Source organism: Stenotrophomonas sp. 1278 (assembly GCF_029892765.1).
Taxonomy (GTDB): Bacteria; Pseudomonadota; Gammaproteobacteria; order Xanthomonadales; family Xanthomonadaceae; genus Stenotrophomonas; species Stenotrophomonas indicatrix.
The window spans coordinates 125,673-147,642 of the sequence record NZ_JARXWD010000007.1 but is presented as its reverse complement, the minus strand read 5'-3'; the positions used below and the strand labels follow the sequence as shown (position 1 = coordinate 147,642).

Genomic DNA, 21,970 nt, shown 5'->3' with positions numbered 1-21,970 from the left:
TATACTGGTGCACATGTCCCCCGTCCCTGCCCCCCTCGATCCGGCCCTGGCCGTACAGCGCATCCGCGATCTGGCGCGCGCGCATGGCTTCCAGCGCTGCGGTATCGCCGGCATCGAACTGGGCGAGGACGAGGCGCACCTGGCCGACTGGCTGGGCCAGGGCCTGTACGGCACGATGGACTGGATGGCACGCCACGGCACCCTGCGCGCGCGCCCGGCAGAACTGCTTCCCGGCACCGTGCGGGTGATCTCGGTGGGCATGGACTACAGCCACAGGGACGACACCGAAGCGTGGGCGACCCTGGCCGATCCGGGGCGCGCCTACGTCGCCCGCTACGCGCTAGGCCGCGATTACCACAAGCTGATGCGCAACCGCCTGCAGAAGCTGGCCACGCAGATCAACGATGAGGTGGCGCCGCTGGGCTACCGCGTCTTCGTCGATTCGGCGCCAGTGCTGGAACGCGCGCTGGCACGCAACGCGGGGCTGGGCTGGATCGGCAAGCACACCTGCCTGATCGACCGCCACGGCGGCTCGTGGTTCTTCATCGGCGAGATCTACATCGACCTGCCGCTGCCGATCGACACGCCGGCCAGCGCGCACTGCGGCACCTGTACGCGCTGCATCGACGTCTGCCCGACCCAGGCCATCACCGCCCCGCAGCGGCTGGATGCGCGCCGCTGCATCTCCTACCTGACCATCGAGCATGACGGTGCGATTCCAGTGGAGATGCGACCGCTGATCGGCAACCGCATCTATGGCTGCGACGACTGCCAGCTGGTCTGCCCCTGGAACAAGTTCGCCAAGCGCACCGACGAAGCTGACTTCCGCGCCCGCAACAACCTGGACACCGCACGCCTGGACCAGTTGTTCGCCTGGGACGAAGCTGAATTCCTGCGCCGTACCGAAGGCAGCCCGATCCGCCGCAGTGGCCATGAGCGCTGGCTGCGCAACATCGCCGTGGCGCTGGGCAATGCGCCAACCACGGCAGAGACGCTGTCGGCGCTGCAGACGCGCGCCGAGGCTGCTTCACCCGTAGTCCGCGAACACGTGCAATGGGCACTGGCCCAGCACGGCCAGCGCTGACGTGCGATCCTGAGCCCCCTGCTCCATCTGCCCCACGCCGTCACCATGCAGCCACGCAACAACGACGTCTTCACCCCCAGCCAGCTCAACACCCTGGCGCGCGACCTGCTGGAAGGCAGCTTCCCGGCGATCTGGGTGGAAGCCGAACTGGGCAGCGTGGCGCGGCCGGCGTCCGGCCATCTGTATTTCACCCTGAAGGACGCGCGTGCACAGTTGCGCGCTGCGATGTTCAGGATGAAGGCGCAGTACCTGAAGTTCGTGCCGCGCGAGGGCATGCGCGTGCTGGTGCGCGGCAAGGTGACCCTGTACGACGCCCGTGGCGAGTACCAGATGGTGCTGGACCACATGGAGGAAGCCGGCGAAGGCGCGCTGCGTCGCGCGTTCGAGGAACTGAAGGCGCGGCTGGAGGCCGAGGGACTGTTCGACCCGGCCCGCAAGCGGCAGATGCCGGCCCACGTGCAGCGCCTGGCGGTGATCACCTCGCCCACCGGTGCCGCTGTGCGCGATGTGCTGAGCGTGCTCGGCCGCCGCTTCCCGTTGCTGGAAGTGGATCTGCTGCCGACCCTGGTACAGGGCGCAACCGCTGCCGCACAGATCACCCGCCTGCTGCAGGCCGCCGATGCCAGCGGTCGCTACGACGTGATCCTGCTGACCCGTGGTGGTGGCTCGCTGGAAGACCTGTGGGCCTTCAACGATGAAGCGCTGGCCCGCGCAATCGCCGCCAGCGGCACGCCGGTGGTCTCGGCGGTGGGTCACGAAACCGACTTCAGTCTCAGCGATTTCGCTGCTGACCTGCGCGCGCCTACGCCATCGGTGGCCGCGGAACTGCTGGTACCCGATCAGCGCGACCTGGCCCTGCGCCTGCGCCGCAACGCGGCTCGCATGGTGCAGCTGCAACGCCACGCCATGCAGCAGGCCATGCAGCGCGCTGATCGCGCCCTGCTGCGCTTGAACGCACAGAGTCCGCAGGCACGACTGGATCTGCTGCGCCGTCGTCAGCTGGACCTCGGACGTCGCTTGCATGCGGCGCACAACCAGCAGCAGGAGCGTCGCGCAGCCCGTTTGCGCCACGCTGCCGCAGTGTTGCGGGGCCATCATCCGCAGCGGCAGATGGAGGCGCTGCGACGTCGCCTTGCCGCGTTGGGCGGGCGCCCACAAGCGGCGCTGCAGCGCCTGCTGCAGCGTGATGCGCTGCGCCTGCGTGGCCTTGCACGTTCGCTGGAAGCGGTCAGTCCGCTGGCGACCGTCGCGCGTGGCTACAGCATCGTGACCCGTGCAGACGATGGCGCGCTGGTGCGCCGGATCGAGCAGGTACAACCGGGTGACGCACTGCAGGCCCGGGTCGGCGACGGCGTGATCGACGTACAAGTGACTGCGGTCAAGTAAGGGGTGTTCGGCAGGGCTGCGCCCTGCACCCGCAGAAGCAACGGCAACAGCCGAAGCAACGGCAGAAGCGGGTTTCCTGAGGGATGGCGGGGTGGGCCCGGTTGCGGGGGACGCTGCAAGTACGTCCATGTAAGCTCGGTCGCGCCATCCATGGCGCTCAGGCCCCCGCAACCGGACCCACCCCGCCTTCGAGAGTTTCCCGGTGGCGGTTGGTACATCCATGCCACGCGTGAATGAATCTCCATCGAGATCGAATATTTCGACAATTGATCGAAATGCATCCACGCATGGCGTGGATCTACCGTGTCGACCAAGGTCGACACCCACCAAGGGCAGGCCATGCCGTTCCGACAGATCGCGAAATCTGTCGAAGGCGGGGTGGGTCCGGTTGCGGGGGTGTCAGCCGCATGGATGCGGCTGCCAAGCCCCCATGGACGGGTTCACGGCGTCCCCCGCAACCGGACCCACCCCGCCATCCCACAGGAAGCCAGCTTTTGCTGTTGAGGTTGCCGGCCAGCGGCCGGCACTACCGCTTCGGCAGGTGCAGGGCGCAGCCCTGCCGAACCACCCTTTACCTGGCCTGCTCGCAGAACTTCTGCCGATACTCCAGTGCCTTCGGCATCAACGCCTGCAGGTTCTGGATACGGGTACCCGGATTGGGGTGGGTCGAGGCGAACTCCGGCGGCGACTGGCCACCACCGGCCTGGCCCATGCGCTGCCACAGCGGCACCGCCTCGCCCGGGTCGAAGCACGCCGCGGCCGCCAGCATCAGGCCCACTTCATCGGCCTGCGTCTCGTGGCTGCGTGCATACGGCAACAGGTACCCATAGCCCATCGCCGACATCATCATCTGTTGCTGCTGCGCATCCATGCCACTGGCGGCGCCGGCTACCTGGCCGATCTGGGTCAGCTTCTGCTGGGCCATGCGCTGTGCACCATGGCGCAGCAATGCGTGGGCGATCTCATGGCCCATCACCACCGCCATCGCATCGCGGGTGCGCGCCACCGGAATCAGCCCCGTGTAGACCGCCATCTTGCCACCGGGCAGGCAGAAGGCATTGGCCTGCTCGGACGGAATCACGTTCACTTCCCACTCGAAGTCGCGTGCGAAGTGTGCCGGCTGCAGCCCGTGTTCCTGCGCCAGCGCGGTTTCGACAACATCCACTTTGGCGATCAGTCGCTCGGCAATCGCCCGGACGTCCCGCGAGACCTGTTCATCCGGGCCCAAAGGGCGCTCCTGCGACAGGATCTGCTGGTAGGCCTGCAGGCCCAGCGCCTTCTCCTGGCTGGCGTCCAGGCTGCTGTCGATCAGCACCTTCTCGCCGGTATAGGGGTCGACCGCACGGTTGGAGAACCAGTAGAACGCCGCGTAGCCGGCGGCCAGCAGCAGCACCCACCAGCGGATGTTGCCGAACAGGCCACGCCGCTGCTGCGGCGAGCGGGAAAAAGGATCGTTGCGCATCGGCTGGTCTTCCGGCTGACCCCGCCGGCCGGCGGGTACGGCGCAATCTTAGTGCGGCGCTGCCTGCGGCGGGTGAAACCGGCGCCGATCCAGTCGTGCCCGTCAGATCCCTCGCACCAGTCGGAAGCCGATGCGCGCGTTGGTGGTATCCGAATCCTGCGATTGCCGCCACGCCGCCCGGGTCTGCTCCGGCGCATTGGCCCAGTTGCCACCCCGGATCACCCGTGAACGGCAGCCCGGGTTGAACCACGCCACACCATCAGCCGGCGCGCGCCGATAGCTGGCATGCCAGCAATCGGCCACCCACTCGCTCAGATTGCCGCCCATGTCATGCAGCCCGAAGGCGTTGGCCTGGAAACTGGCGACCGGGGCCGGTCCCCACCAACCATCGCCATAGCCGACGAAGGCGTTGTGCCAATGCCTGCCCGAAGGCGAAACATCCTTGCTGCCGGTGTAATTGCCACTGCCTTCCGGTGGCAGCCCGGCATCGCCCCACGGGTAGCGGCCACTGCTGCCGGCACGCATCGCGTACTCGAACTCGGCCTCGCTGGGCAGGCGGTAGCTGCGGCCGGTCTGTTCGGACAGCCAGTTCGCGTAGTTCTCGGCATCACGAACGCTCACGTGCATCACCGGCGAATTGCCCAGTGCCCGCCCGCCGTCATAGTCGGACCGCCAGTCCACGCCGCTGCGACGGATGAAATTGCCGCTGCGCTCGTCATAGACCACCGAATGTCCACGCCGGGTCGCACGTGGGCGGGCATTGGTCGCCTTCACATAGCGCTCGAAGTCACCCACGGTGATCTCGGTGATCGCCATCGCGTACCCTCGCTCGAAACGCACATAGTGGGATGGCCGCTCTGCGTCGGTTGCGCCCGGTTCGGTATCACTGGCGCCCATCTGGAATCCGCCATGCGGCACCACGATCATCTGCGGTCCACGGCCGCCATCACGCAGCGCATCGCTGAACACCTGCCCCGGCCGGAAGCTGCCGTAATGGGTGGCCAGTTCGATGCGTTCGCGCAGCTGCGCCACCACCGCGTCGCCCGGCAAGGCAATGCGCAGCGCTTCGGCCAGCTTCTCGCGCGCAGGCTTCAGCCCCTGCGGGGTGGTCAGATCATGCAGGCCGCCATCGCGCAGCTGGACCAGTGCCGCTGCACGGATCTGCTCGATGCGCTCGAACGCATCGGCGATGGTCGGTGACGAGTCCCGCACCTTGCTGGCTTCTGCCAACCACGCGCCGGCACTGGCGAAATCGCGGATACGCGCGGCATCCTCGGCACGCCGGATCAGCCCACTTTCCGCAGCTGCCAGGCCCTGCCGCGCGCGACGATTCGCCGGGTCCAGCGCAAGTGCCTCACGGAAGTTGCCAATCGCACCATCCCCCGCTTCGCCGATACGGTCGGCACGCAGATCCTCTTCGCCCGCGCGGTTGTAGGCGACCACACGCTGCGCGGTCTCGACCCGCCCCTGCAGCGCGCGCACCTTCTCGTCCTTCGGCGCCAGGGTCAGCAGCACCAGCGCCTGGCGCCCGGCTTCAGCCAGCGCTTCACGCTGCTGCAATGGCTGCTGCAGCAACGCATCGGCCTGCTGCTGCAGCTTCTGTTTCGCGCGTTGCAGGCCCAGGCGCGCCTGCCGATCGTCGGGTTCCTCCTCCTGCACTGCCAGCCACAGGGGCACGGCCGCATCGCCGTCTTCATACAGATGCCCCCGCGCGAATGCCTGGTCGGCAGCCCGGCGCAGCTGTGCCAGCGTACGTCCCTGGCGATCAACCCGCGGCGGCGTCCACTGCTGGATGTCCTCGGCCGCGTCGTCACCGGCAATGGTCACCGTGCCCCGCCCGGTACCACGCGCCGGACCGCCCTCTGGTGCGGCATCGGCCGGCTGGGCTGCGGTGGCACCGGCGGTCTGCGCAGGGGGCGACGGCGTGCAACCGGCCAGGCTCACGGCCAAGGCGGTAAACAGCGCGGGCGACAGCAGAAAACGCAAGCAGGGGCTCCTTCGGCACGGATGCGGACCGACGTTAGGCTATTCTCCCCTGCCTGAGCAAACCCGAGTAGTAGGCCCTGACACGTGGCAACCTGGATCACCACCCCCGCCGAGCTGGACACATACCGCCAGCAGCGGCCGACCCGCATCGGCCTGGATACCGAATTCATCCGTGAACGCACCTTCTGGCCACAGCTGGCGCTGGTGCAGATGGCCGTCGGCCAGGACATCCTGCTGATCGACCCGTTGATTCCCGGAATGCCCGAGGCCTTGGCGCCGTGGCTGGCCGATGAATCCATCACCAAGGTGATGCATAGCGCCAGCGAAGACCTGGTGGCGTTCAAGTGGACCTGTGGCGTGCTGCCGCGTCCGTTGTTCGACACCCAGATCGGCGCCGCGCTGGCTGGCATCGGTGCTGGCATGGGCTACCAGAAGCTGGTGCAGGAGATCACCGGCGTGGCACTGGAGAAGGGCGAAACCCGCTCTGACTGGATGCGCAGGCCGTTGTCGGACTCCCAGCTGAAGTACGCCGCCGACGACGTCGAGCATCTGTTCGCGATGCACGACGCCATCTCCGCCAAGCTGGAAGCGCTGGGGCGCCAGCAGTGGCTGCACGACGATGGCGAGCGCCTGCTGGCCAGCGTGGCAAATGACGAAGACCGCTGGCCCCACCTGGGCATGCGCTCGGCGCAGTTCCTGGACGCGCCCGCGCAGCGCCGCCTGCTGCGCCTGCTGCGTTGGCGCGACGTGCAGGCGCGCGCCAGCGACCGCCCGCGCAGCTGGATCCTGGACAACGAACTGGCCGCCACCCTGGCACGCACCCCGCCAGCCGATGCCGCTGCAGTGAGCAAGCTGTTCGAACAGTTCCCGAAGGCGCCGCGCAAGCTGGCCGCTGCGGTATGGCAGGCGCTGGACACGCCGCTGGCCGACGAAGCCGATGCGCCGTTGGCGATGCAGGCCAGCGATGCCAGCAAGCAGCTGCTGAAGAAGCTGCAGGATGCGGTGGCCGAACGCAGCCGCGAGCTCGGCCTGGCCGACGGCGTGCTGGCCTCACGCAAGCATCTGGAAAGCTATCTGGAGCATCAGCAGTGGCCGGCTGCACTGGCCGGCTGGCGCCAGCAGGAACTGGAGCCGCGGTTGCAGGCGTTGTTGCCCGCAGTCTGAGGAACCGGGCGGACAACGAAAAACGGCGCTCGATGAGCGCCGTTTTCGATACTCCAACCGGTAGTGCTTACCAGTTCATGTTCAACGAAACACCCACGGTGCGCGGTTCGTTGTAGACCGCGGCCATGTAGTTCTCGATCACACCCTTGAGGTTCTTCTCGTTGGTGATGTTGCGCGCGAACAGCGCCACTTCGTAGGCACCGTAGTTGCCCGAGTAGCCGATCTTCAGGCCACCCTCGAAATCACCCTTGGAGTTGAACTCCTTGCTGTCGTACAGCACGAAGCTGGTGTAGCCCTGCTTGTTCCAGTCGGTGGACACGAACATCGTGGCCGCGTCGCTGACCGGGAAGTCGTAACGCGCTGCCAGGTTGATGTTGTACTTCGGCGCGTTCGGCAGCGGGTTGCCATCGATCTGCGCGAAGGTGTTGGCACCGACCTTGATGGTCGGATCGTTCACCGTGCACACCACCTGGCCGTTCAGGCCGCAGACCTGCGCGTAGACGCGCTTGTCCTTGATCTCGCTGTGCAGCAGGCTCAGGCCGGCGCTCAGGGTCAGGTTCTGGATCGGGCGCAGCTCCATGTCCGCTTCGAAGCCGTAGGCCTTGGCCTTGTCTGCGTTGAACAGCACGCCGTTGCCGTCCGAATCGTTGCCGTTGAGCTGGATGTCGTTGACGGCGTAGGTGAACGCGGTGGCGTTCAGGCGCAGGCGGTTGTCCCACAGGCTGCTCTTCACGCCCGCTTCCCACGACAGGATCGTCTCCGAATCGGCGGTGGTGAAGTCGGCATTGAACACCGCCGAACGGCCCTGGATGGTCGGGCCACGGAAGCCGCGGGCGACCTTCGCATAGACGCTCACGTCCGGGGTGATCTGATACATCGCGCTCAGATCCCAGCTCGGGGTGGTGTCGGTCATCTTGACGTCGGTGCGGCCCTTGTAGGTGACCAGGCCGGCAGCGGTATCGGCCGTCTTCAGCAGGCGGGTGTGCTTCTCATCGCGGGTCTGGCGCAGGCCGGCGGTGACGGTGAACTTGTCGGTGAAGGCGTAGCTGAGCTGGCCGAAACCGGCCCAGGAGGTGTTCTTGTTGCGCAGGCGCACCCAGTTGTTCGGGTTGCGCGCAGCGCCCTTCAGGAACCAGGCGCGCTGGTAGAAGTCGGTGGTGTCGCTGCCGTTGAAGTAGAACGCACCGGCCTGCCACTGCAGGGCGCTGTCGTCATGGCTGGCCAGGCGGAACTCCTGGGTCCACTGGTCCAGGTCACGGATCTGGCCCATCGACTGGCCGTAGCCGTTCGGCACGCCATTGACCGGGAAGTTGACCGCAGCGCCGCCGTCGGTGTCACCGCGGCTGTAGCCGGAAGTGGTCTCGTAAGCGGTGATCGAGGTGAAGTCGATCGCGCCGAAGTCATAACGCGCCTTCACCGAACCGCCGTAGGTCTTGTACGCCTGCGGGTTGTTGTCGGCCTCGTCGTAGGCGACCTGGTCACGCGGCACGTCGGTCTTGTTCGAGCCCTTGGTCAGTGCGTTGCGCAGGAACAGGGTCGAGGTGCCTTCGTAGTCGCGGGCGTGGGCCGAAGCAAGGATCGAGAACTCGTCGCTGGGGGTCAGCAGCAGCTGCGCACGCACGTTGCGGTCGTCGAAGCCGCCCATGGCGTTCTTCTTCGGGCTGACCGTGCCGTCGGCGCTGGGGCCGGTGTAGGTGTTGTCGACGTAGTCGTCGCGGTGCTGGTACAGCGCCGACACGCGGAACGAAGCGATGTCGTTGATCGGGCCGCCGAAGCCACCGTCGATCGACACGCTGTTGTAGGAGGCATAGCTGGCGCTGACGCGACCGCTGTAGTCCTGGGTCGGCTTGAGGGTGTCGAACTTGACGATGCCGGCGGTGGTGTTGCGACCGAACAGCGAGCCCTGCGGACCGCGCAGCACTTCCACCTGGTCCACGTCATAGACCGGGTTGGACTTCAGCACCACGTGCTCCAGCACGACGTCGTCCTGGATGATCGAGACCGGCTGCGAGGCACCCAGGTAGAAATCGATGTTGCCCAGGCCGCGGATGTAGAAGCGCGGGAAGATGCGGCCGGTGGTGGTTTCCGCATACAGGCTCGGCACGCGGCCGGACAGCGCCAGCAGGGTGTCGTCGCCGCCGGCGGTGAAGTCGCGCATGCGCTCGCCCTGCACCACGCCTACCGACACCGGCACTTCCTGCAGGTTCTGCTCGCGGTGCTCGGCGGTCACGGTGATGGTGTCCAGCCCGGTCGGGGTCGGTGCACTGTCCTGCGCGGCAGCACCGAAGCTGGCAGCCAGCGCCAGGCCTGCACAGGCCAGAGCCAGCGGATGGCGACGGAAGGAAACGAAGGAGGACGACATGCCCGACGAACGGCGGGAATCGGAATGGGAAGGCATCGAAAGCTCTGAGGAGGCGTCCGTGCGGCCTGCGCTGACCGGGCGGCAAATAGGAGGAAAACTGCGCAAGCGGCCATTATCCTCCAAATTGTTACAATTTCGTTGCGCCGCTGGGCAGCAGGGGGATCAGGCCGCTTTCGGCACAGTCCCCGCCTCAGCCGTGCTGCGGTAACGGCGCCAGCGCGACCTCGACCATCGCCAGCAGGCGTTCGCGGCTGATGCCGTCTCGCGCCTGCACCGAGATGCCATGCAGCACCGTGGCGAAATGATCGCCCAGCGCCTGCACGGATAGATCGGCCGCCAGCTCGCCAGCCGCCTGCGCCTGCTGCAGCCGCGCGATGATCGCCGCCGTGCGCTGGCGGCGGTGGCTGGCCAGCCAGTCGCGTACGCCCTCGCCATCCGGTGACACGCTGCTGGCCGAGGACACTACCAGGCAGCCATGCGGACGACCGCGACGGGTGTAGGTCAACACGGCATCCCGCAGCATGCTGCCGATCGCATCGCGCAGTGACGCCTGCTCCAGCGCGCGCGGCGCGAAGCCGCCCTCGCCTTCCTCGTACAGCGCCACCGCTTCGCGGAACAGCTGCTCCTTGCTGCCGAACGCGGCGTAGATGCGCGCCGAGGCAATGCCAAGCGCTTCGACCAGGGCCGACATCGAGGTGCCCTCATAGCCGTGCTGCCAGAACAGCAGCATCGCCTTGCGCAATGCCTGGTCCCTGTCGAATTCGCGCGGTCGCCCTGCCATCTGCCTGCCTGCCGTTCTGAGGCGCGCAGTGTAACGCGGGTGTTGACCATCCCGATGCACGCGCCTATTCTTTGTCGACCGACAAACAATTGGAGCAACACATGCAAACCCTCAAAGGCCCCAGCCTGCATCTGGCGCAGTTCGCTGGCGACCAGGCGCCGTTCGACAGCCTGTCCGGCATCGCCGCCTGGGCGGCCGGTCATGGTTTCAAGGCCCTGCAGATTCCGGCATGGGACGCGCGCCTGTTCGACCTGGCCACCGCCGCCGACAGCCAGGACTACTGCGATGACCTGCGTGGCACCCTGGCCGAGCACGGCCTGCAGGTCAGCGAGCTGACCACCCACATCCTGGGCCAGCTGGTGGCGGTGCATCCGGCCTACGATGAGCTGTGCGATGGTTTCGCACCGGAAGCACTTCGCGGCAACCCGCAGGCACGCAGAGAATGGGCACAGCAGCAGCTGCATCTGGCCGCCCGCGCCTCGCGCCGGCTCGGGCTGCAGGACATGGGCACCTTCTCCGGCGCGTTCGCCTGGCCCTACCTGTTCCCCTTCCCGCAGCGTCCGCCGGGCCTGATCGATGCCGCATTCGATGAGCTGGCACGCCGCTGGCGGCCGATCCTCGATACCTGCGGGGACAACGGCATCAACCTCTGCTACGAAATCCATCCCAGCGAAGACCTGCACGATGGCACCAGCTTCGAACGCTTCTTCGAGCGTGTGGGCCAGCACGAGCGCTGCCGCATCCTGTTCGATCCCAGCCACTTCGTGCTGCAGCAGCTGGATTACCTGCAGTTTCTGGACATCTACCATCCGCTGATCCGCATGTTCCACGTCAAGGATGCGGAGTTCCGTCCCAATGGCCGCCAGGGCATCTACGGTGGCTACGCCGACTGGACCGAACGCGCGGGCCGCTTCCGCTCGCTGGGCGATGGCCAGGTCGATTTCAAGTCGATCTTCTCCAAGTTGGCGCAGTACGACTACGCCGGCTGGGCAACGCTGGAATGGGAGTGCTGCCTGAAGGACCAGGAAGCCGGTGCGCGCGAAGGTGCCGCCTTCATCCGCGACCACATCATCCCGGTCACCGACAAGATCTTCGACGACTTCGCCGGCGCGCCGATCAGCAGCGCCCAGATGCAGCACATGCTCGGCATCGCCTGAGCCCCCACAGGAACATCCCCATGACGAATTTTTCCACCGCTGGTACCCCCGGCGACGACACCCTGCGCCACCACTACCTGCGCATCGACGGCCAGCGCGTGCATTGCGTCTCCGCCGGCAGCGGTCAACCGGTGCTGTTGATTCCCGGCTGGCCGCAGACCTGGTTCGCCTGGCGCCACGTGCTGCATGCGCTGGCCGAGGCCGGCTTCGAAGCGATCGCGGTCGACCCGCCCGGCATCGGCGAATCCGATCGCCCTGCGCACGGCTACGACACCGGCAGCGCCGCCGCAGTACTGCACCAGACCATGCAGGCGCTGGGCCACGAGTGCTATCAGGTGGTCGGCCATGACATCGGCATGTGGATCGCCTATGCATTGGCCAGCGACCAGCCGCAGGCGGTGCAGCGCCTGGCCGTGACCGAGGCGGTGATTCCCGGGTTGGCGCCTGAGCCGGGCATCTTCGCCGCGCCGGCCGACAACATCTTCCTGTGGCACTTCATGTTCAACCAGGTGGCCGATCTGCCCGAGGCCCTCATCACCGGTCGCGAACGTGCCTACCTGGACTTCATGTTCGACCGCTGGTCGTACCGGCGCGATGCGGTGGCCAGCGAAACCTATATCGCCGCCTACAGCCGCCCCGGCGCGTTGCGTGCAGGCTTTGCCTGGTACCGTTCGATTCCGGAAACCATCCGCCAGAACCAGCTCCGCGCACAACGCCGGTTGACGATGCCGGTGCTGGCCATCGGCGCCGAGCACGCCACCGGCAATGCCCCGATGCTGACCCTGCAGCCGCACGCCGATGACCTGCGCGGCAGCGTCGTGCCGGGGTGTGGCCACTTCATCATGGAAGAGGCACCGGACGCCTTCCTCGCCCAGCTGCTGCCGTTCCTGCAGGAGGCTGACCATGCCGCTTGAACCCGCGTTGCAATCGTTCGTGGATGCGGTGGCGGCGCAACCACTGCCAGACGATCTGCTGGAACTGCGTGCACTCAGCGAACAGGCGCTGCCCACGCTGCAGGGTGCCACCGAGGCGGTATCGCATGTCGTGGAGCACGTCATCAGCGCGCGCGACGGCCATGCGCTCGTCGTGCGCCTGTATACGCCCGCAGCCAACGGCACCGAGCTGCGCCCTGCCCTGTTGTTCGCCCACGGCGGTGGTTGGTTCCAGTGCTCGCTGGCGGTCTATGACGACCCCTGCCGGGCCCTGGCCAATGCCAGCGGCCATGTCGTCGCTGCCGTCGGCTATCGCCTGGCGCCGGAGCATCCGTTCCCGACGCCGCTGCACGACGTCGCCGATGCCTGGCTGTGGCTGCGGGCCCATGCCGCCGCGCTGGGTCTTGATCCAGCGCGTCTGGTCATCGGCGGCGACAGCGCCGGCGGCAATCTCGCCGCCGCATGCTGCCTGCTGCTGCGCGATCAGGGGCTGCCGTTGCCATCGCATCAACTGCTGCTGTACCCGGCACTGGATGCCACCATGGCCAGCGGCTCCTACCGCGAGTTCGCCGACGGCTACTACCTCAGCGCTGAACTGATGCAGCGCTGCTGGCAGGCCTACCTCGGCGACAGTGACCGCCGACAGGCGCTGGCTTCGCCCCTGCACGCCCGCGATCTGCGTGGCCTGCCGACGGCCACGGTGCTGAGCTGTGAGTTCGATCCGCTGCGCGACGAAGCTGAACAGTACGCCGCCAACCTGCGGGAAGCGGGTGTGGACTGCACGCTGGAGCGCCTGCCGGGGATGATCCACGCCTGCATCCACCTGCATGGTGTGTCGGCGGCGACCGACATCGCGATCCAGCGCGCGGCGGCCCTGCTGCCCTGAGCCAGGCCTGCAGCGGCGCAGAGCACCTGCGCCGCTGTGTCCGGCCCGCCCCTTTGCAGCCGGCACCGGCCAGCGCTATGCTAGGGCCGTCACGTGGCGCCAGCTCCGCTGCCCACGGGATGCAACACCCCCATGGGGCCATAGCTCAGCTGGGAGAGCGCGTCGTTCGCAATGACGAGGTCAGGAGTTCGATCCTCCTTGGCTCCACCATATGAAAAACAGAAAGCCCCGGCACTGCCGGGGCTTTCTGTTCTGGCCAGCCGCTCAGGCCGGGTCCTGCCCGCCGTCCTTGCGCGCTGGTGCACGCGAATGTGCATCGCGCACCTTCTGGTCCTGCTGGCCGGGACGCTGCTTGGCCACTTCATCCTGCTGCTTGTCCTGCCGGCTTTCCTGCACGCCCTGCTTGGGGTCAGCCTGGTCCTTGTCGCGCTCGCTCATCGAAAGCTCCGTCATCGGCGGGGGACCGATGCTCCCGGCCACGCTAGAGCGTGGGGCGTGAGCCGCAGGTCATTCCGGCGCCAACACCGTGTGCAGCCTCGGCCTTGCGACCGCAATCGGCTCACCCCCCAGAATCAGAAAGCATCATGTTTATCGGAATATGCCATGCCCTCTCGTGCGCAGTCCGCTTCGCCAGCAACGCCAATGACCATCGACGCCGCCGATGGACGCATCCAGATCGGCAATCTGCCGACCCGGATCGGCCCCGCGCTGTCACTGGACCAGGCGCGCATCGCGTTTGCCGCGTGGATCCACGGCGAACGCAACGTCGGCACAGGCTATCTGTGGCTGAGCCTGCAGGGGCTGAGCCTAGGCGGCGCCCGCGCAGGCATCAGCCTGTGCTTCCACGGCCAGCAACTGGACATGGTGACGATGGGCGTCGAACTGCCTGGTGCAGAGCTGCTGGATAGCTGGCCAACCCAGGCGGCCATCGACGCCGAGGTCGCCTTCATGAAGCGCACGCTCGGCGCGGCACTGGGGCGGACGCTGACCGGTGGGCACGCCCGCTTCGACTGGGGCGAGGCCTGGGCCGGTTTCGATCCGAAGGGGTTCATGGCCAGCAGCGGCATCCGCTACCGGCCACGCCGGTGAGCATGCTCAGGTGCGGGTAATCGACACTCCTCCCTCGACACGCATCGCGCTGCCAGTGACGAAACTGCTTTCATCGCTGGCAAGGAACAACGCCGCGTTGGCGATCTCCTCCGGCTCAGCCATGCGCTTGAGGGCGTGCAGCGAGCGCACGAAATCACGCGCATCGCCCGTGGGCGCGGCCTGCCGGCCCATTTCGGTGTCGGTGCCACCGGGCAGCAGCACGTTGCTGCGTACGCCGCGCGCACCGTACTCGGCGGCGATCACCTGGCTCAGGCCGATCAGCCCGGCCTTGCTCGCTGCATAGGCCGCCATGCCCGGGAATCCCACGGTGTGGCCGACGAACGTGCCGACGAACACCAGCGAGCCACCGCCGCGTGCCAGCAATGCCGGCAACTGCGCGCGCGCGGCATGGAAAGCGGCATCCAGGTTGGTGGCCACCACCTCGCGCCAGGCATCGGCAGGGAGCTCTGCGGTGGGCAGGCTGGGGCCGAGCATGCCGGCGTTGTTGATGGCGGCATCCAATCCGCCAAATGACTGTTGGGCCAGATCGACCAGCACCTGCGCGGTGGCAGCATCGGCCACGTCACCCGCATGCACGGCCACTTCGCCGCCGCTTGCGCGGATCTGCGCAGCCAGTTCATGAAGCGGCTGTGGGCGCCGCGCATTGAGGACCAGTCGCGCGCCCTCAGCAGCGAAACGCAGCGCGCTGGCGCGGCCAATGCCGGCGCTGGCGCCGGTGATGAGGATGATCTTGTCGTGCAGCCGCATGGATGTGCTCCGGGTTGGGATGTGCCCGCAACAATGCGCCTGCATGGCCACGCCGACACTCCGTTTCCAGACCCGGCCGGTGGGTGCAGGAAACGGAGTTTCCACTGCCCTGGTGCATGCCAGAATCACGACATGGACAGCACCGCCGATATCGCTCTGGATGCCCGTATTGAACGGGTCTGCCGTCATCTGCAGACCAGCGTTGACGAACCGTCGCTGCAGGAACTGGCCGACATCGCGGGCTGCAGCCCGTCCCGCCTGCATCGCCTGTTCAAGCAGGCCACCGGCGTGACGCCGAAGCAGTACGCCACTGCCCTGCGGGCCGACCGCCTGCGCGAAGGACTGGAGCGCCAGGACCGGATCACCGATGCCTTCCACGAGGCGGGATTCGGTTCCAGCGGACGCTTCTACGAAAATGCACCCCGCCTGTTGGGGATGACACCCAAGCGCTGGCGCGCGGGTGGCGGCGGCGAGGTCATCCGATTCGCGATTGCACAGAGCACGCTGGGCAGCGTACTGGTGGCAAGCAGCAGCACCGGCGTGGTCGCGATCCTGCTGGGCGATGATCCAGAAGCGTTGCTGCACTCCCTGCAGCAGCGCTTTCGGCAAGCTGAACTGGTGGGTGCTGACCGGGGTTACGAACATCTCATCGCCCAGGTCATCGGCCTGGTCGAAGAGCCCGCGCGCGGCACCGCGCTGCCGCTGGATATCCGTGGCACCGCCTTCCAGCAGCGGGTATGGCAGGCACTGCAGCGCATTCCGCACGGGCAGACCGCGTCCTACGCCGACATCGCAGCGCGCATCGGCGCGCCGCGTGCCAGTCGCGCGGTAGCCCGCGCCTGTGCCAGCAATCCTCTCGCAGTGGCGGTGCCCTGCCACCGCGTGGTGCGGCGCGACGGAGATCTGTCCGGCTATGCCTGGGGCGTGGAACGCAAGCGCGAACTGCTGCGGCGGGAAAAGATGACCCGTCGCTGACGCGGTCGCTCAATCCAGCTTCACCACCAGCTTGCCGAAGTTGCGCCCCTGCAACAGGCCGAAGAAGGCTTCGGGTGCATTTTCCAGGCCCTGCACGACGTCCTCGCGATACTGGATGCGTCCATCGCGCAGCCACTGCGGCAGGTCGCGCTCGAAATCCGGCCACAGATGCTTGAAGTCATGCACGATGAAGCCACGCACGGTCAGGCGCTGGCGCAGGATCTGGCTGAACAGCGCCGGCAGCCGATCCGGTCCGGGCTGCGCGACGCCGCGGGCGTTGTAGGTGGCGATGGTGCCGCACACCGGAATGCGCGCGAAATCATTGAGCAGCGGCAGCACGGCATCGAGCACATGACCACCCACGTTCTCGAAGTACACGTCGATGCCATCCGGCACGGCAGCGCGCAGCTGTTCGGCAAAACCAGAGGCGCGATGGTCCAGCGCCACGTCCACACCCAGTGTTTCCAGATAGGCACGCTTGGCCTCGCCGCCGGCGATGGCAACCACCCGCGCGCCCTGCAGCTTGGCCAACTGGGCCACGGTGGCGCCAACCGGTCCACTGGCAGCGGCCACCACCAGGGTCTCGCCGGGTTGCAGCTTGCCGATTTCGATCAGGCTGGAGTACGCGGTGAACCCCGGCATGCCGTACACGCCCAACGCTGTGCTCAGCGGCAGCCCGGCCGGATCCAGGCGCCGGCTGATCGCATCACCCGCCACCACGGCATGCGTCTGCCAGCCGCCGGGGGCCAGCACCAGTTCGCCCACCGCCAGGCCAGGCGCCTGCGACTGCAGCACCTCGGCCACGGTCTGGCCCTCCATCACCGCATCCACTGCCACCGGCGGTGCGTACGACGGGCCATCGTCCATGCGTCCGCGCATGTACGGATCCAACGACAGGTAGCGGTTGCGCAGCAGCACCTGGCCCGGGGCCAATGCCGGCAGCGGCACCTGTTCGAGGCGGAAATTGGCGGCGACCGGCGCACCTTGGGGGCGCGAGGCAAGCACGATGCGGGTGGTTGAATCGGACATGTCCAATGGCTCTGCTGCGGGCAGCGTCGGGAGAGGAACCGCGACAGTACGCCGCGCCCTGCCCTCGTGGGTGCCATGAAAACAGCGTTCCATCGGTGCCTTCCCCACTCCGCCGCTGCATCGCTTGCCCCGTCACCTTTGGCGCCAGCGACGGGCCGCTGTTTTCCGCGTCCGGCATTCCCGGTCAGGCCGGCTCAACGCAGGATCAACCACTTGCAGGTACTTCCGCTGGCCGCAGACACCAATGTGAAGGTTTTTTTCCAAAACGCTTGCCGAACCTGTCCTACGTCCGTAATATGCGCGTCCTCGGCAGCGACATCGCTGCAACGAAACAAGTGGCCGAGTAGCTCAGTTGGTAGAGCAGGGGATTGAAAATCCCCGTGTCGGCGGTTCGATTCCGTCCTCGGCCACCACTTTCGAAGACCTGCAGAAATGCGGGTCTTTTTTTTCTACATGGCCGAGTAGCTCAGTTGGTAGAGCAGGGGATTGAAAATCCCCGTGTCGGCGGTTCGATTCCGTCCTCGGCCACCATGTTCAAAGACCTGCAGAAATGCAGGTCTTTTTTTGTCCGTGACGTTCCTTCCACGCACGACATGGATCGCGCCGCACCGATCCTGCACGGACGCGGCACGTGGGTTGACGAAACATTCACACCTCCGCGTGCTTCGCAACCTACGCTCCAGACTCCTGCCCGGAGCCGACCAATGCGCTTGCACCCTGCCCTGCTCGCCTGCCTGCTGCTTTTCGCCGCACCGGCACTCGCTGCCGAGCCCGTGCGCGCGGTCAGCGAACTGGACATCGATCGCTATGCCGGCCAGTGGCACGAGATCGCACATCTGCCGGTGTCGTTCCAGAAGCAGTGCGTGGGCGAGATCACTGCCAACTACGGGCTGCGCCGCGATGGCCGGATCAGCGTCACCAACGCCTGCCGCAAGGCCGATGGCGAGCGGATTGTCGCCGAGGGTGTGGCGCGGCCCGTTGCGGGGCAGCCCGGCCAGCTGCAGGTACGCTTCGTTCCCGACTGGCTGAGCTGGGTGCCTCTGGTCTGGGCCGACTACTGGGTGATCGCGCTGGACCCGGACTACCAGTGGGCAATGGTCGGTGAGCCCGGCCGCAGGTATCTGTGGATCCTCGCGCGCCTGCCGGAGATGGACCGCGCCCTGTTCGACCAGCTCAAGGCGAAGGCGCAAGCGATGGGCTACGACCTGGCGCCGCTGCGTCTGATGGCGCCCGTGCACGACGCGCCCGTGCGCGACGCGCCCGCCGACTGAGGCGCCGCCCAACCGGCGCACGCAACGTCCGCAATCCAGCATCGCGCACGCCTCGCGTGCATCTTCACACGCTACCCTCTGTGGCCGGTCGCCGCGGGCGACCCTTTCCACCATACGCCGTAGTATGCTTATCCCACGCACCGCCTTCAGAGGACCTGCGCCCATGTTCCACCGCTTCCGTACCGTCTTGATCGTCCTGTGCACCCTGGCCCTGGTCGCTTGCGGCGATGGCATCGTCAAGCGTGTTTCGGAACCGGCCGCGAGCCTGCAGCAGCTGACCGTGCAGGCCAATGGTGACTGGACTGTCGCTCTGCGCCTGCAGAACTACAGTTCGATGCCGATGAGTTTCGACGACGTCGCACTGACCCTGACCATCGGCGACACCGAGGCCGGCCCGCTGTCGGCCAAGCCGGGTATCTCCATCGGCGGCGTCTCTGCCGATGTCATCAACGTCAACTTCAAGCCCAGCCCGGCCGCGCGCCTGGTGATCGCCGACGCACTGGCCAGCAACCGCACCCTCGCCTACAGCCTGAAGGGCACGGTGTCGGCCACGCCGCAGGAAAAGAAGCAGCGCACCTTCGATATCAACAGCCGCAGCACGCTCAACCAGGCCCCGGGCCTGCCCGGCGTGCTGCGCTGATCTCCGCTTTCCGCCGCGACGCATCGCGCCGCTCCCCCTGTTACTGATCAAATCGAGACGCACCGATGAGCAGCTACACCGCCCCGCTTTCCGACCTTCGTTTCGGCCTGCACGATGTGCTGAAGGTCGAGCCGCTGTTCGCCCGTCTTGGCTTCACCGACGCCACCGCCGATGTCGTCGATGCCGTGCTGGAAGAAGCCGGCCGCTTCAGCGCCAGCGTGCTGGCCCCGCTCAACAGCGTGGGCGACGAGATCGGCTGCGTGCTCGACCAGGCCAGCGGCGAAGTGACCACGCCACCCGGCTTCAAGCAGGCCTACGACCAGTTCGTCGACGGCGGCTGGACCGGCCTGACCGCATCGCCGGAACTGGGCGGCCAGGGCCTGCCGCACACGCTGGGCGTGCCGCTCAATGAAATGATCAACGCCGCCAACCTGGCCTGGGGCAACTTCCCGCTGCTGTCGCACGGCGCCATCGAAGCACTGAAGCAGCATGGCGAAGCCTGGCAGCACGAGGCCTTCCTGAAGCCGCTGATCGAGGGCCGCTGGACCGGCACCATGTGCCTGACCGAGCCGCATTGCGGCACCGACCTGGGCCTGCTCAAGACCAAGGCCGAGCCGAACGCCGATGGCAGCTATTCGATCACCGGCACCAAGATCTTCATCACCGCCGGCGAGCACGACCTGACCGGCAACATCGTGCACCTGGTGCTGGCCAAGCTGCCCGATGCTCCCCCGGGCGCCAAGGGTATCTCGCTGTTCGTCACCCCGAAGTTCAAGGTCGACCGCGACGGCAACGTCGGTGAGCGCAACGCGCTGCGGTGCGGCTCGATCGAGCACAAGATGGGCATCAAGGGCTCGGTCACCTGCGTGATGAATTTCGATGGCGCCCAGGGCTACCTGGTCGGCCAGCCGCACAAGGGCCTGCAGGCGATGTTCACCATGATGAACACTGCTCGCCTGGGTGTCGGCCTGCAGGGCATCGGCCTGTCCGAGCGCGCCTACCAGAACGCGCTGAAGTACAGCCGTGAGCGCCTGCAGTCGCGTTCGCTCAGCGGCGCCAAGTTCCCGGACAAGCCGGCCGACCCGATCCTGGTGCATCCGGACGTGCGCCGCATGCTGCTGACCATCAAGTCGCTGGTGGAAGGCAGCCGCCTGCTGGCCCTGCATGCGGCCACCCTGATCGACGTCGCCCACCATGCGGAAGATGCCGGTGAACGCGAGCGCGCTGACACCCTGGTGAGCTTCCTGACCCCGATCTCCAAGGCCTGCCAGACCGAATGGGGCATCGAGAACACCTACAACGCCCTGCAGTGCTTCGGCGGCCACGGCTACATCCGCGAGCACGGCATGGAACAGCTGGCCCGCGATGCCCGCATCACCACGCTGTATGAAGGCACCACCGGCATCCAGGCGCTGGACCTGATCGGCCGCAAGACCGCGTCCAGCCAGGGCGCTGGCCTGAAGCTGATGCTGGCCGAGATCGAGGCGTTCGCCAAGGCGAATGAAGGCAACGAGAGCCTGGCCGAGTTCATCGGCCCGCTGCGCGCCAAGGCCGCCGAGTGGGGCAAGCTGACGATGGACGTGCTGCAGCGTTCGGCCGCCAATCCGGACGAACTGGGCGCAGCGAGCTACGACTACCTGTTCTATTCGGGTTATGTGGTGCTGGCCTACTGGTGGGCCCGCAGCGTTGCCGCCGCCGATGCCAGCACACACGGCGCAGCATTCGCGCAGGGCAAGCGCGAGACCGCACGTTTCTACTTCGCCCGCGTGCTGCCGCGCACCCTCAGCCACGCCGCCGCCATCCAGGCAGGTGCCGCACCGCTGATGGCAATGGACGACGAACGCTTCGGCGCCTGAGCCGGGCCGCAGCCGGCACCCGGCACCCGGCACCCACGGTAGTGCCGGCCGCTGGCCGGCAACCGCAACAGCTGGAGCAACAGCAACAGCTGGTTTCCTGCGGGATGGCGGGGTGGGTCCAATTGCGGGGGACGCTGCAAGTACGTCCATGTAAGCTCGGTCGCCGCATCCATGCGGCTCACGCCCCCGCAACCGGCCCCACCCCGCCTTCGACAATTTCCCGGTAGATCCACACCAAGCGTGGATGGAAACCACCGAAATCCCTCTGGAGAAAAGCCCCCCTTTGTTAAGGGGGGGCGCGCCGACGGCGCGGGGGATAGGAAGAATGCGCGGACCTGAATGTTGACGATTTGTGTATCGCCCAGCGGGCGATACACAAATCGTCAACATTCAGGTATAAGCTGTTTTCCCGATGGAGACAGACACTACACGCTTGGGTCTGATCGAAGCCGGAGCTCCGTTTTCTGCTCCGGGCGCCGAAGCATCGCCCAACGCCACGACGCTGCATCGCCCCGGCACGGTCCGGCTGCTCTCACTGGATGGTCATGGCCGGGTCCTGGATTGGATCACCTGGCAGGACGCCGCCTGCCTCTACGCCCGTGATGCCGTCGCCTGGACCCTCGGCGATCCCTGCCTGCACATCCACGGTGGGACCAATCGTCGCAGTGGCATGCAGAGCGGAATGGACCTGCACCCGATCATCGCCGCGCGCGGCCATGCCCGCTCGCGTGCACTGGACCCGACACCGAACCTGACCAACCCGGCCCTGTTCGCCCGCGATGCCCATCTCTGTCTTTACTGTGGACAGCAGTTCGGACGCCCGACTCTGACCCGCGACCACGTCATGCCCTTGTCCAAAGGCGGCCTGGATACCTGGGAAAACGTAGTCACCGCCTGCTTCCATTGCAATTCGCGCAAGAGCGACCGCACCCCGCAACAGGCCGGCATGCCGCTGCTGGCAGTGCCGTACCGGCCGAGCTGGATCGAGCACCTGATCCTGTCCAACCGCAACATCCTGGCCGACCAGATGGCGTTCCTGAGGGCCCAGCTGCCCAAGCGTTCCAAGCTCTGCACCTGAACATCGGGGAATGCAACCCTCACCGTCCTGTCACGGGCGGCGGCGTTTGCTTGCCCCACCCCCG

General features: G+C 66.9%; 19 protein-coding genes and 3 tRNA genes. 15 read left to right on the top strand and 7 right to left on the bottom strand.

The features are described 5' to 3' along the window. The first annotated feature begins 13 nt into the window (after nucleotides 1-13). Nucleotides 14-1,084: a tRNA epoxyqueuosine(34) reductase QueG gene (queG, locus tag M2299_RS09420; protein WP_059064679.1), complete on the top strand. Its 1,071-nt coding sequence runs from the start codon at nucleotides 14-16 to the stop codon at nucleotides 1,082-1,084. A gap of 45 nt (nucleotides 1,085-1,129) precedes the next feature. Then, nucleotides 1,130-2,470, top strand: coding sequence for an exodeoxyribonuclease VII large subunit (xseA, locus tag M2299_RS09415; RefSeq protein ID WP_032978676.1), 1,341 nt, complete (start codon nucleotides 1,130-1,132; stop codon nucleotides 2,468-2,470). Between the two features lie 571 nt (nucleotides 2,471-3,041). Here the strand turns inward: xseA and M2299_RS09410 are convergent. Further along, entirely contained in the window at nucleotides 3,042-3,932 is an 891-nt protein-coding gene (locus tag M2299_RS09410) for a M48 family metallopeptidase (RefSeq protein ID WP_280884252.1), read from the bottom strand. Between the two features lie 102 nt (nucleotides 3,933-4,034). Further along, nucleotides 4,035-5,918 carry a formylglycine-generating enzyme family protein gene (locus tag M2299_RS09405; RefSeq protein ID WP_280884251.1) on the bottom strand — a complete coding sequence of 628 codons (1,884 nt, stop codon included), beginning with the start codon at nucleotides 5,916-5,918 and terminating at the stop codon, nucleotides 4,035-4,037. A gap of 84 nt (nucleotides 5,919-6,002) precedes the next feature. Here M2299_RS09405 and rnd point away from each other — a divergent pair, with 84 nt between their 5' ends. Then, on the top strand, nucleotides 6,003-7,082 hold the full coding sequence (gene rnd, locus M2299_RS09400; protein ID WP_280884250.1) for a ribonuclease D: 1,080 nt from the start codon (nucleotides 6,003-6,005) through the stop codon (nucleotides 7,080-7,082). Between the two features lie 67 nt (nucleotides 7,083-7,149). Here the strand turns inward: rnd and M2299_RS09395 are convergent, their stop codons facing one another. Together M2299_RS09395 and M2299_RS09390 are read right to left on the bottom strand one after the other, a co-directional pair. Next, on the bottom strand, nucleotides 7,150-9,480 hold the full coding sequence (locus M2299_RS09395) for a TonB-dependent receptor (protein WP_280884249.1): 2,331 nt from the start codon (nucleotides 9,478-9,480) through the stop codon (nucleotides 7,150-7,152). Nucleotides 9,481-9,634: 154 nt separating this feature from the next. After that, nucleotides 9,635-10,225 carry a TetR/AcrR family transcriptional regulator gene (locus M2299_RS09390; RefSeq protein ID WP_025876357.1) on the bottom strand — a complete coding sequence of 197 codons (591 nt, stop codon included), beginning with the start codon at nucleotides 10,223-10,225 and terminating at the stop codon, nucleotides 9,635-9,637. A 101-nt stretch (nucleotides 10,226-10,326) separates the two neighbouring features. Between M2299_RS09390 and M2299_RS09385 the strand changes: the two genes are divergently transcribed. The 4 genes from M2299_RS09385 to M2299_RS09370 all read left to right on the top strand — a co-directional run bounded on the left by M2299_RS09385 (nucleotide 10,327) and on the right by M2299_RS09370 (nucleotide 13,410). Continuing rightward, entirely contained in the window at nucleotides 10,327-11,382 is a 1,056-nt protein-coding gene (locus tag M2299_RS09385) for a sugar phosphate isomerase/epimerase family protein (protein ID WP_280884248.1), read from the top strand. Nucleotides 11,383-11,402: 20 nt separating this feature from the next. Then, a complete protein-coding gene (locus M2299_RS09380; protein ID WP_280884247.1) occupies nucleotides 11,403-12,296 on the top strand; it encodes an alpha/beta hydrolase in 894 nt (297 codons plus the stop codon). After that, on the top strand, nucleotides 12,286-13,200 hold the full coding sequence (locus tag M2299_RS09375; protein WP_280884246.1) for an alpha/beta hydrolase: 915 nt from the start codon (nucleotides 12,286-12,288) through the stop codon (nucleotides 13,198-13,200). Before M2299_RS09380 ends, M2299_RS09375 begins: the two co-directional genes overlap by 11 nt. A 134-nt stretch (nucleotides 13,201-13,334) precedes the next feature. Further along, nucleotides 13,335-13,410: transfer RNA gene (locus M2299_RS09370), tRNA-Ala, on the top strand. A gap of 54 nt (nucleotides 13,411-13,464) precedes the next feature. On the opposite strand, the gene M2299_RS09365 is transcribed toward M2299_RS09370, so the two are convergent. Further along, nucleotides 13,465-13,638 carry a hypothetical protein gene (locus M2299_RS09365; RefSeq protein WP_162887676.1) on the bottom strand — a complete coding sequence of 58 codons (174 nt, stop codon included), beginning with the start codon at nucleotides 13,636-13,638 and terminating at the stop codon, nucleotides 13,465-13,467. A 165-nt stretch (nucleotides 13,639-13,803) separates the two neighbouring features. Between M2299_RS09365 and M2299_RS09360 the strand changes: the two genes are divergently transcribed. After that, nucleotides 13,804-14,289 (top strand): hypothetical protein, encoded by a 486-nt coding sequence (locus M2299_RS09360; RefSeq protein ID WP_280884245.1) that lies wholly within the window; start codon nucleotides 13,804-13,806, stop codon nucleotides 14,287-14,289. 6 nt (nucleotides 14,290-14,295) lie between these two features. Here the strand turns inward: M2299_RS09360 and M2299_RS09355 are convergent, their stop codons facing one another. Continuing rightward, a complete protein-coding gene (locus M2299_RS09355; RefSeq protein WP_025876348.1) occupies nucleotides 14,296-15,057 on the bottom strand; it encodes an SDR family oxidoreductase in 762 nt (253 codons plus the stop codon). Between the two features lie 132 nt (nucleotides 15,058-15,189). Here M2299_RS09355 and M2299_RS09350 point away from each other — a divergent pair, with 132 nt between their 5' ends. Beyond that, nucleotides 15,190-16,032, top strand: coding sequence for a methylated-DNA--[protein]-cysteine S-methyltransferase (locus M2299_RS09350; protein WP_280884244.1), 843 nt, complete (start codon nucleotides 15,190-15,192; stop codon nucleotides 16,030-16,032). A gap of 9 nt (nucleotides 16,033-16,041) precedes the next feature. Here M2299_RS09350 and M2299_RS09345 read toward each other — a convergent pair whose 3' ends face one another. Then, a complete protein-coding gene (locus tag M2299_RS09345) occupies nucleotides 16,042-17,061 on the bottom strand; it encodes an NADP-dependent oxidoreductase (RefSeq protein WP_280884243.1) in 1,020 nt (339 codons plus the stop codon). A gap of 337 nt (nucleotides 17,062-17,398) precedes the next feature. Between M2299_RS09345 and M2299_RS09340 the strand changes: the two genes are divergently transcribed. From M2299_RS09340 to M2299_RS09315, 6 genes are all read left to right on the top strand, one after another. Next, nucleotides 17,399-17,474 (top strand) — tRNA-Phe (locus M2299_RS09340). A gap of 42 nt (nucleotides 17,475-17,516) precedes the next feature. Continuing rightward, nucleotides 17,517-17,592 (top strand) — tRNA-Phe (locus M2299_RS09335). A gap of 173 nt (nucleotides 17,593-17,765) precedes the next feature. After that, on the top strand, nucleotides 17,766-18,332 hold the full coding sequence (locus tag M2299_RS09330) for a lipocalin family protein (protein WP_025876343.1): 567 nt from the start codon (nucleotides 17,766-17,768) through the stop codon (nucleotides 18,330-18,332). 163 nt (nucleotides 18,333-18,495) lie between these two features. Next, entirely contained in the window at nucleotides 18,496-18,972 is a 477-nt protein-coding gene (locus tag M2299_RS09325) for an LEA type 2 family protein (RefSeq protein WP_099843134.1), read from the top strand. A 65-nt stretch (nucleotides 18,973-19,037) separates the two neighbouring features. Continuing rightward, entirely contained in the window at nucleotides 19,038-20,828 is a 1,791-nt protein-coding gene (locus M2299_RS09320) for an acyl-CoA dehydrogenase C-terminal domain-containing protein (RefSeq protein ID WP_280884242.1), read from the top strand. 412 nt (nucleotides 20,829-21,240) lie between these two features. Continuing rightward, nucleotides 21,241-21,906: an HNH endonuclease gene (locus M2299_RS09315; RefSeq protein WP_025876340.1), complete on the top strand. Its 666-nt coding sequence runs from the start codon at nucleotides 21,241-21,243 to the stop codon at nucleotides 21,904-21,906. The last annotated feature ends 64 nt before the right edge of the window (nucleotides 21,907-21,970 follow it).

Excerpts from the sequence above, each read along its gene's own strand:
- queG (WP_059064679.1), top strand. The coding sequence starts at position 14 with ATGTCCCCCGTCCCTGCCCCCCTCGATCCGGCCCTGGCCGTACAGCGC.
- xseA (WP_032978676.1), top strand. The coding sequence starts at position 1,130 with ATGCAGCCACGCAACAACGACGTCTTCACCCCCAGCCAGCTCAACACC.
- M2299_RS09410 (WP_280884252.1), bottom strand. The coding sequence starts at position 3,932 with ATGCGCAACGATCCTTTTTCCCGCTCGCCGCAGCAGCGGCGTGGCCTG.
- M2299_RS09395 (WP_280884249.1), bottom strand. The coding sequence starts at position 9,480 with ATGCCTTCCCATTCCGATTCCCGCCGTTCGTCGGGCATGTCGTCCTCC.
- M2299_RS09390 (WP_025876357.1), bottom strand. The coding sequence starts at position 10,225 with ATGGCAGGGCGACCGCGCGAATTCGACAGGGACCAGGCATTGCGCAAG.
- M2299_RS09385 (WP_280884248.1), top strand. The coding sequence starts at position 10,327 with ATGCAAACCCTCAAAGGCCCCAGCCTGCATCTGGCGCAGTTCGCTGGC.
- M2299_RS09380 (WP_280884247.1), top strand. The coding sequence starts at position 11,403 with ATGACGAATTTTTCCACCGCTGGTACCCCCGGCGACGACACCCTGCGC.
- M2299_RS09375 (WP_280884246.1), top strand. The coding sequence starts at position 12,286 with ATGCCGCTTGAACCCGCGTTGCAATCGTTCGTGGATGCGGTGGCGGCG.
- M2299_RS09365 (WP_162887676.1), bottom strand. The coding sequence starts at position 13,638 with ATGAGCGAGCGCGACAAGGACCAGGCTGACCCCAAGCAGGGCGTGCAG.
- M2299_RS09360 (WP_280884245.1), top strand. The coding sequence starts at position 13,804 with ATGCCCTCTCGTGCGCAGTCCGCTTCGCCAGCAACGCCAATGACCATC.
- M2299_RS09355 (WP_025876348.1), bottom strand. The coding sequence starts at position 15,057 with ATGCGGCTGCACGACAAGATCATCCTCATCACCGGCGCCAGCGCCGGC.
- M2299_RS09350 (WP_280884244.1), top strand. The coding sequence starts at position 15,190 with ATGGACAGCACCGCCGATATCGCTCTGGATGCCCGTATTGAACGGGTC.
- M2299_RS09345 (WP_280884243.1), bottom strand. The coding sequence starts at position 17,061 with ATGTCCGATTCAACCACCCGCATCGTGCTTGCCTCGCGCCCCCAAGGT.
- M2299_RS09330 (WP_025876343.1), top strand. The coding sequence starts at position 17,766 with ATGCGCTTGCACCCTGCCCTGCTCGCCTGCCTGCTGCTTTTCGCCGCA.
- M2299_RS09325 (WP_099843134.1), top strand. The coding sequence starts at position 18,496 with ATGTTCCACCGCTTCCGTACCGTCTTGATCGTCCTGTGCACCCTGGCC.
- M2299_RS09320 (WP_280884242.1), top strand. The coding sequence starts at position 19,038 with ATGAGCAGCTACACCGCCCCGCTTTCCGACCTTCGTTTCGGCCTGCAC.
- M2299_RS09315 (WP_025876340.1), top strand. The coding sequence starts at position 21,241 with ATGGAGACAGACACTACACGCTTGGGTCTGATCGAAGCCGGAGCTCCG.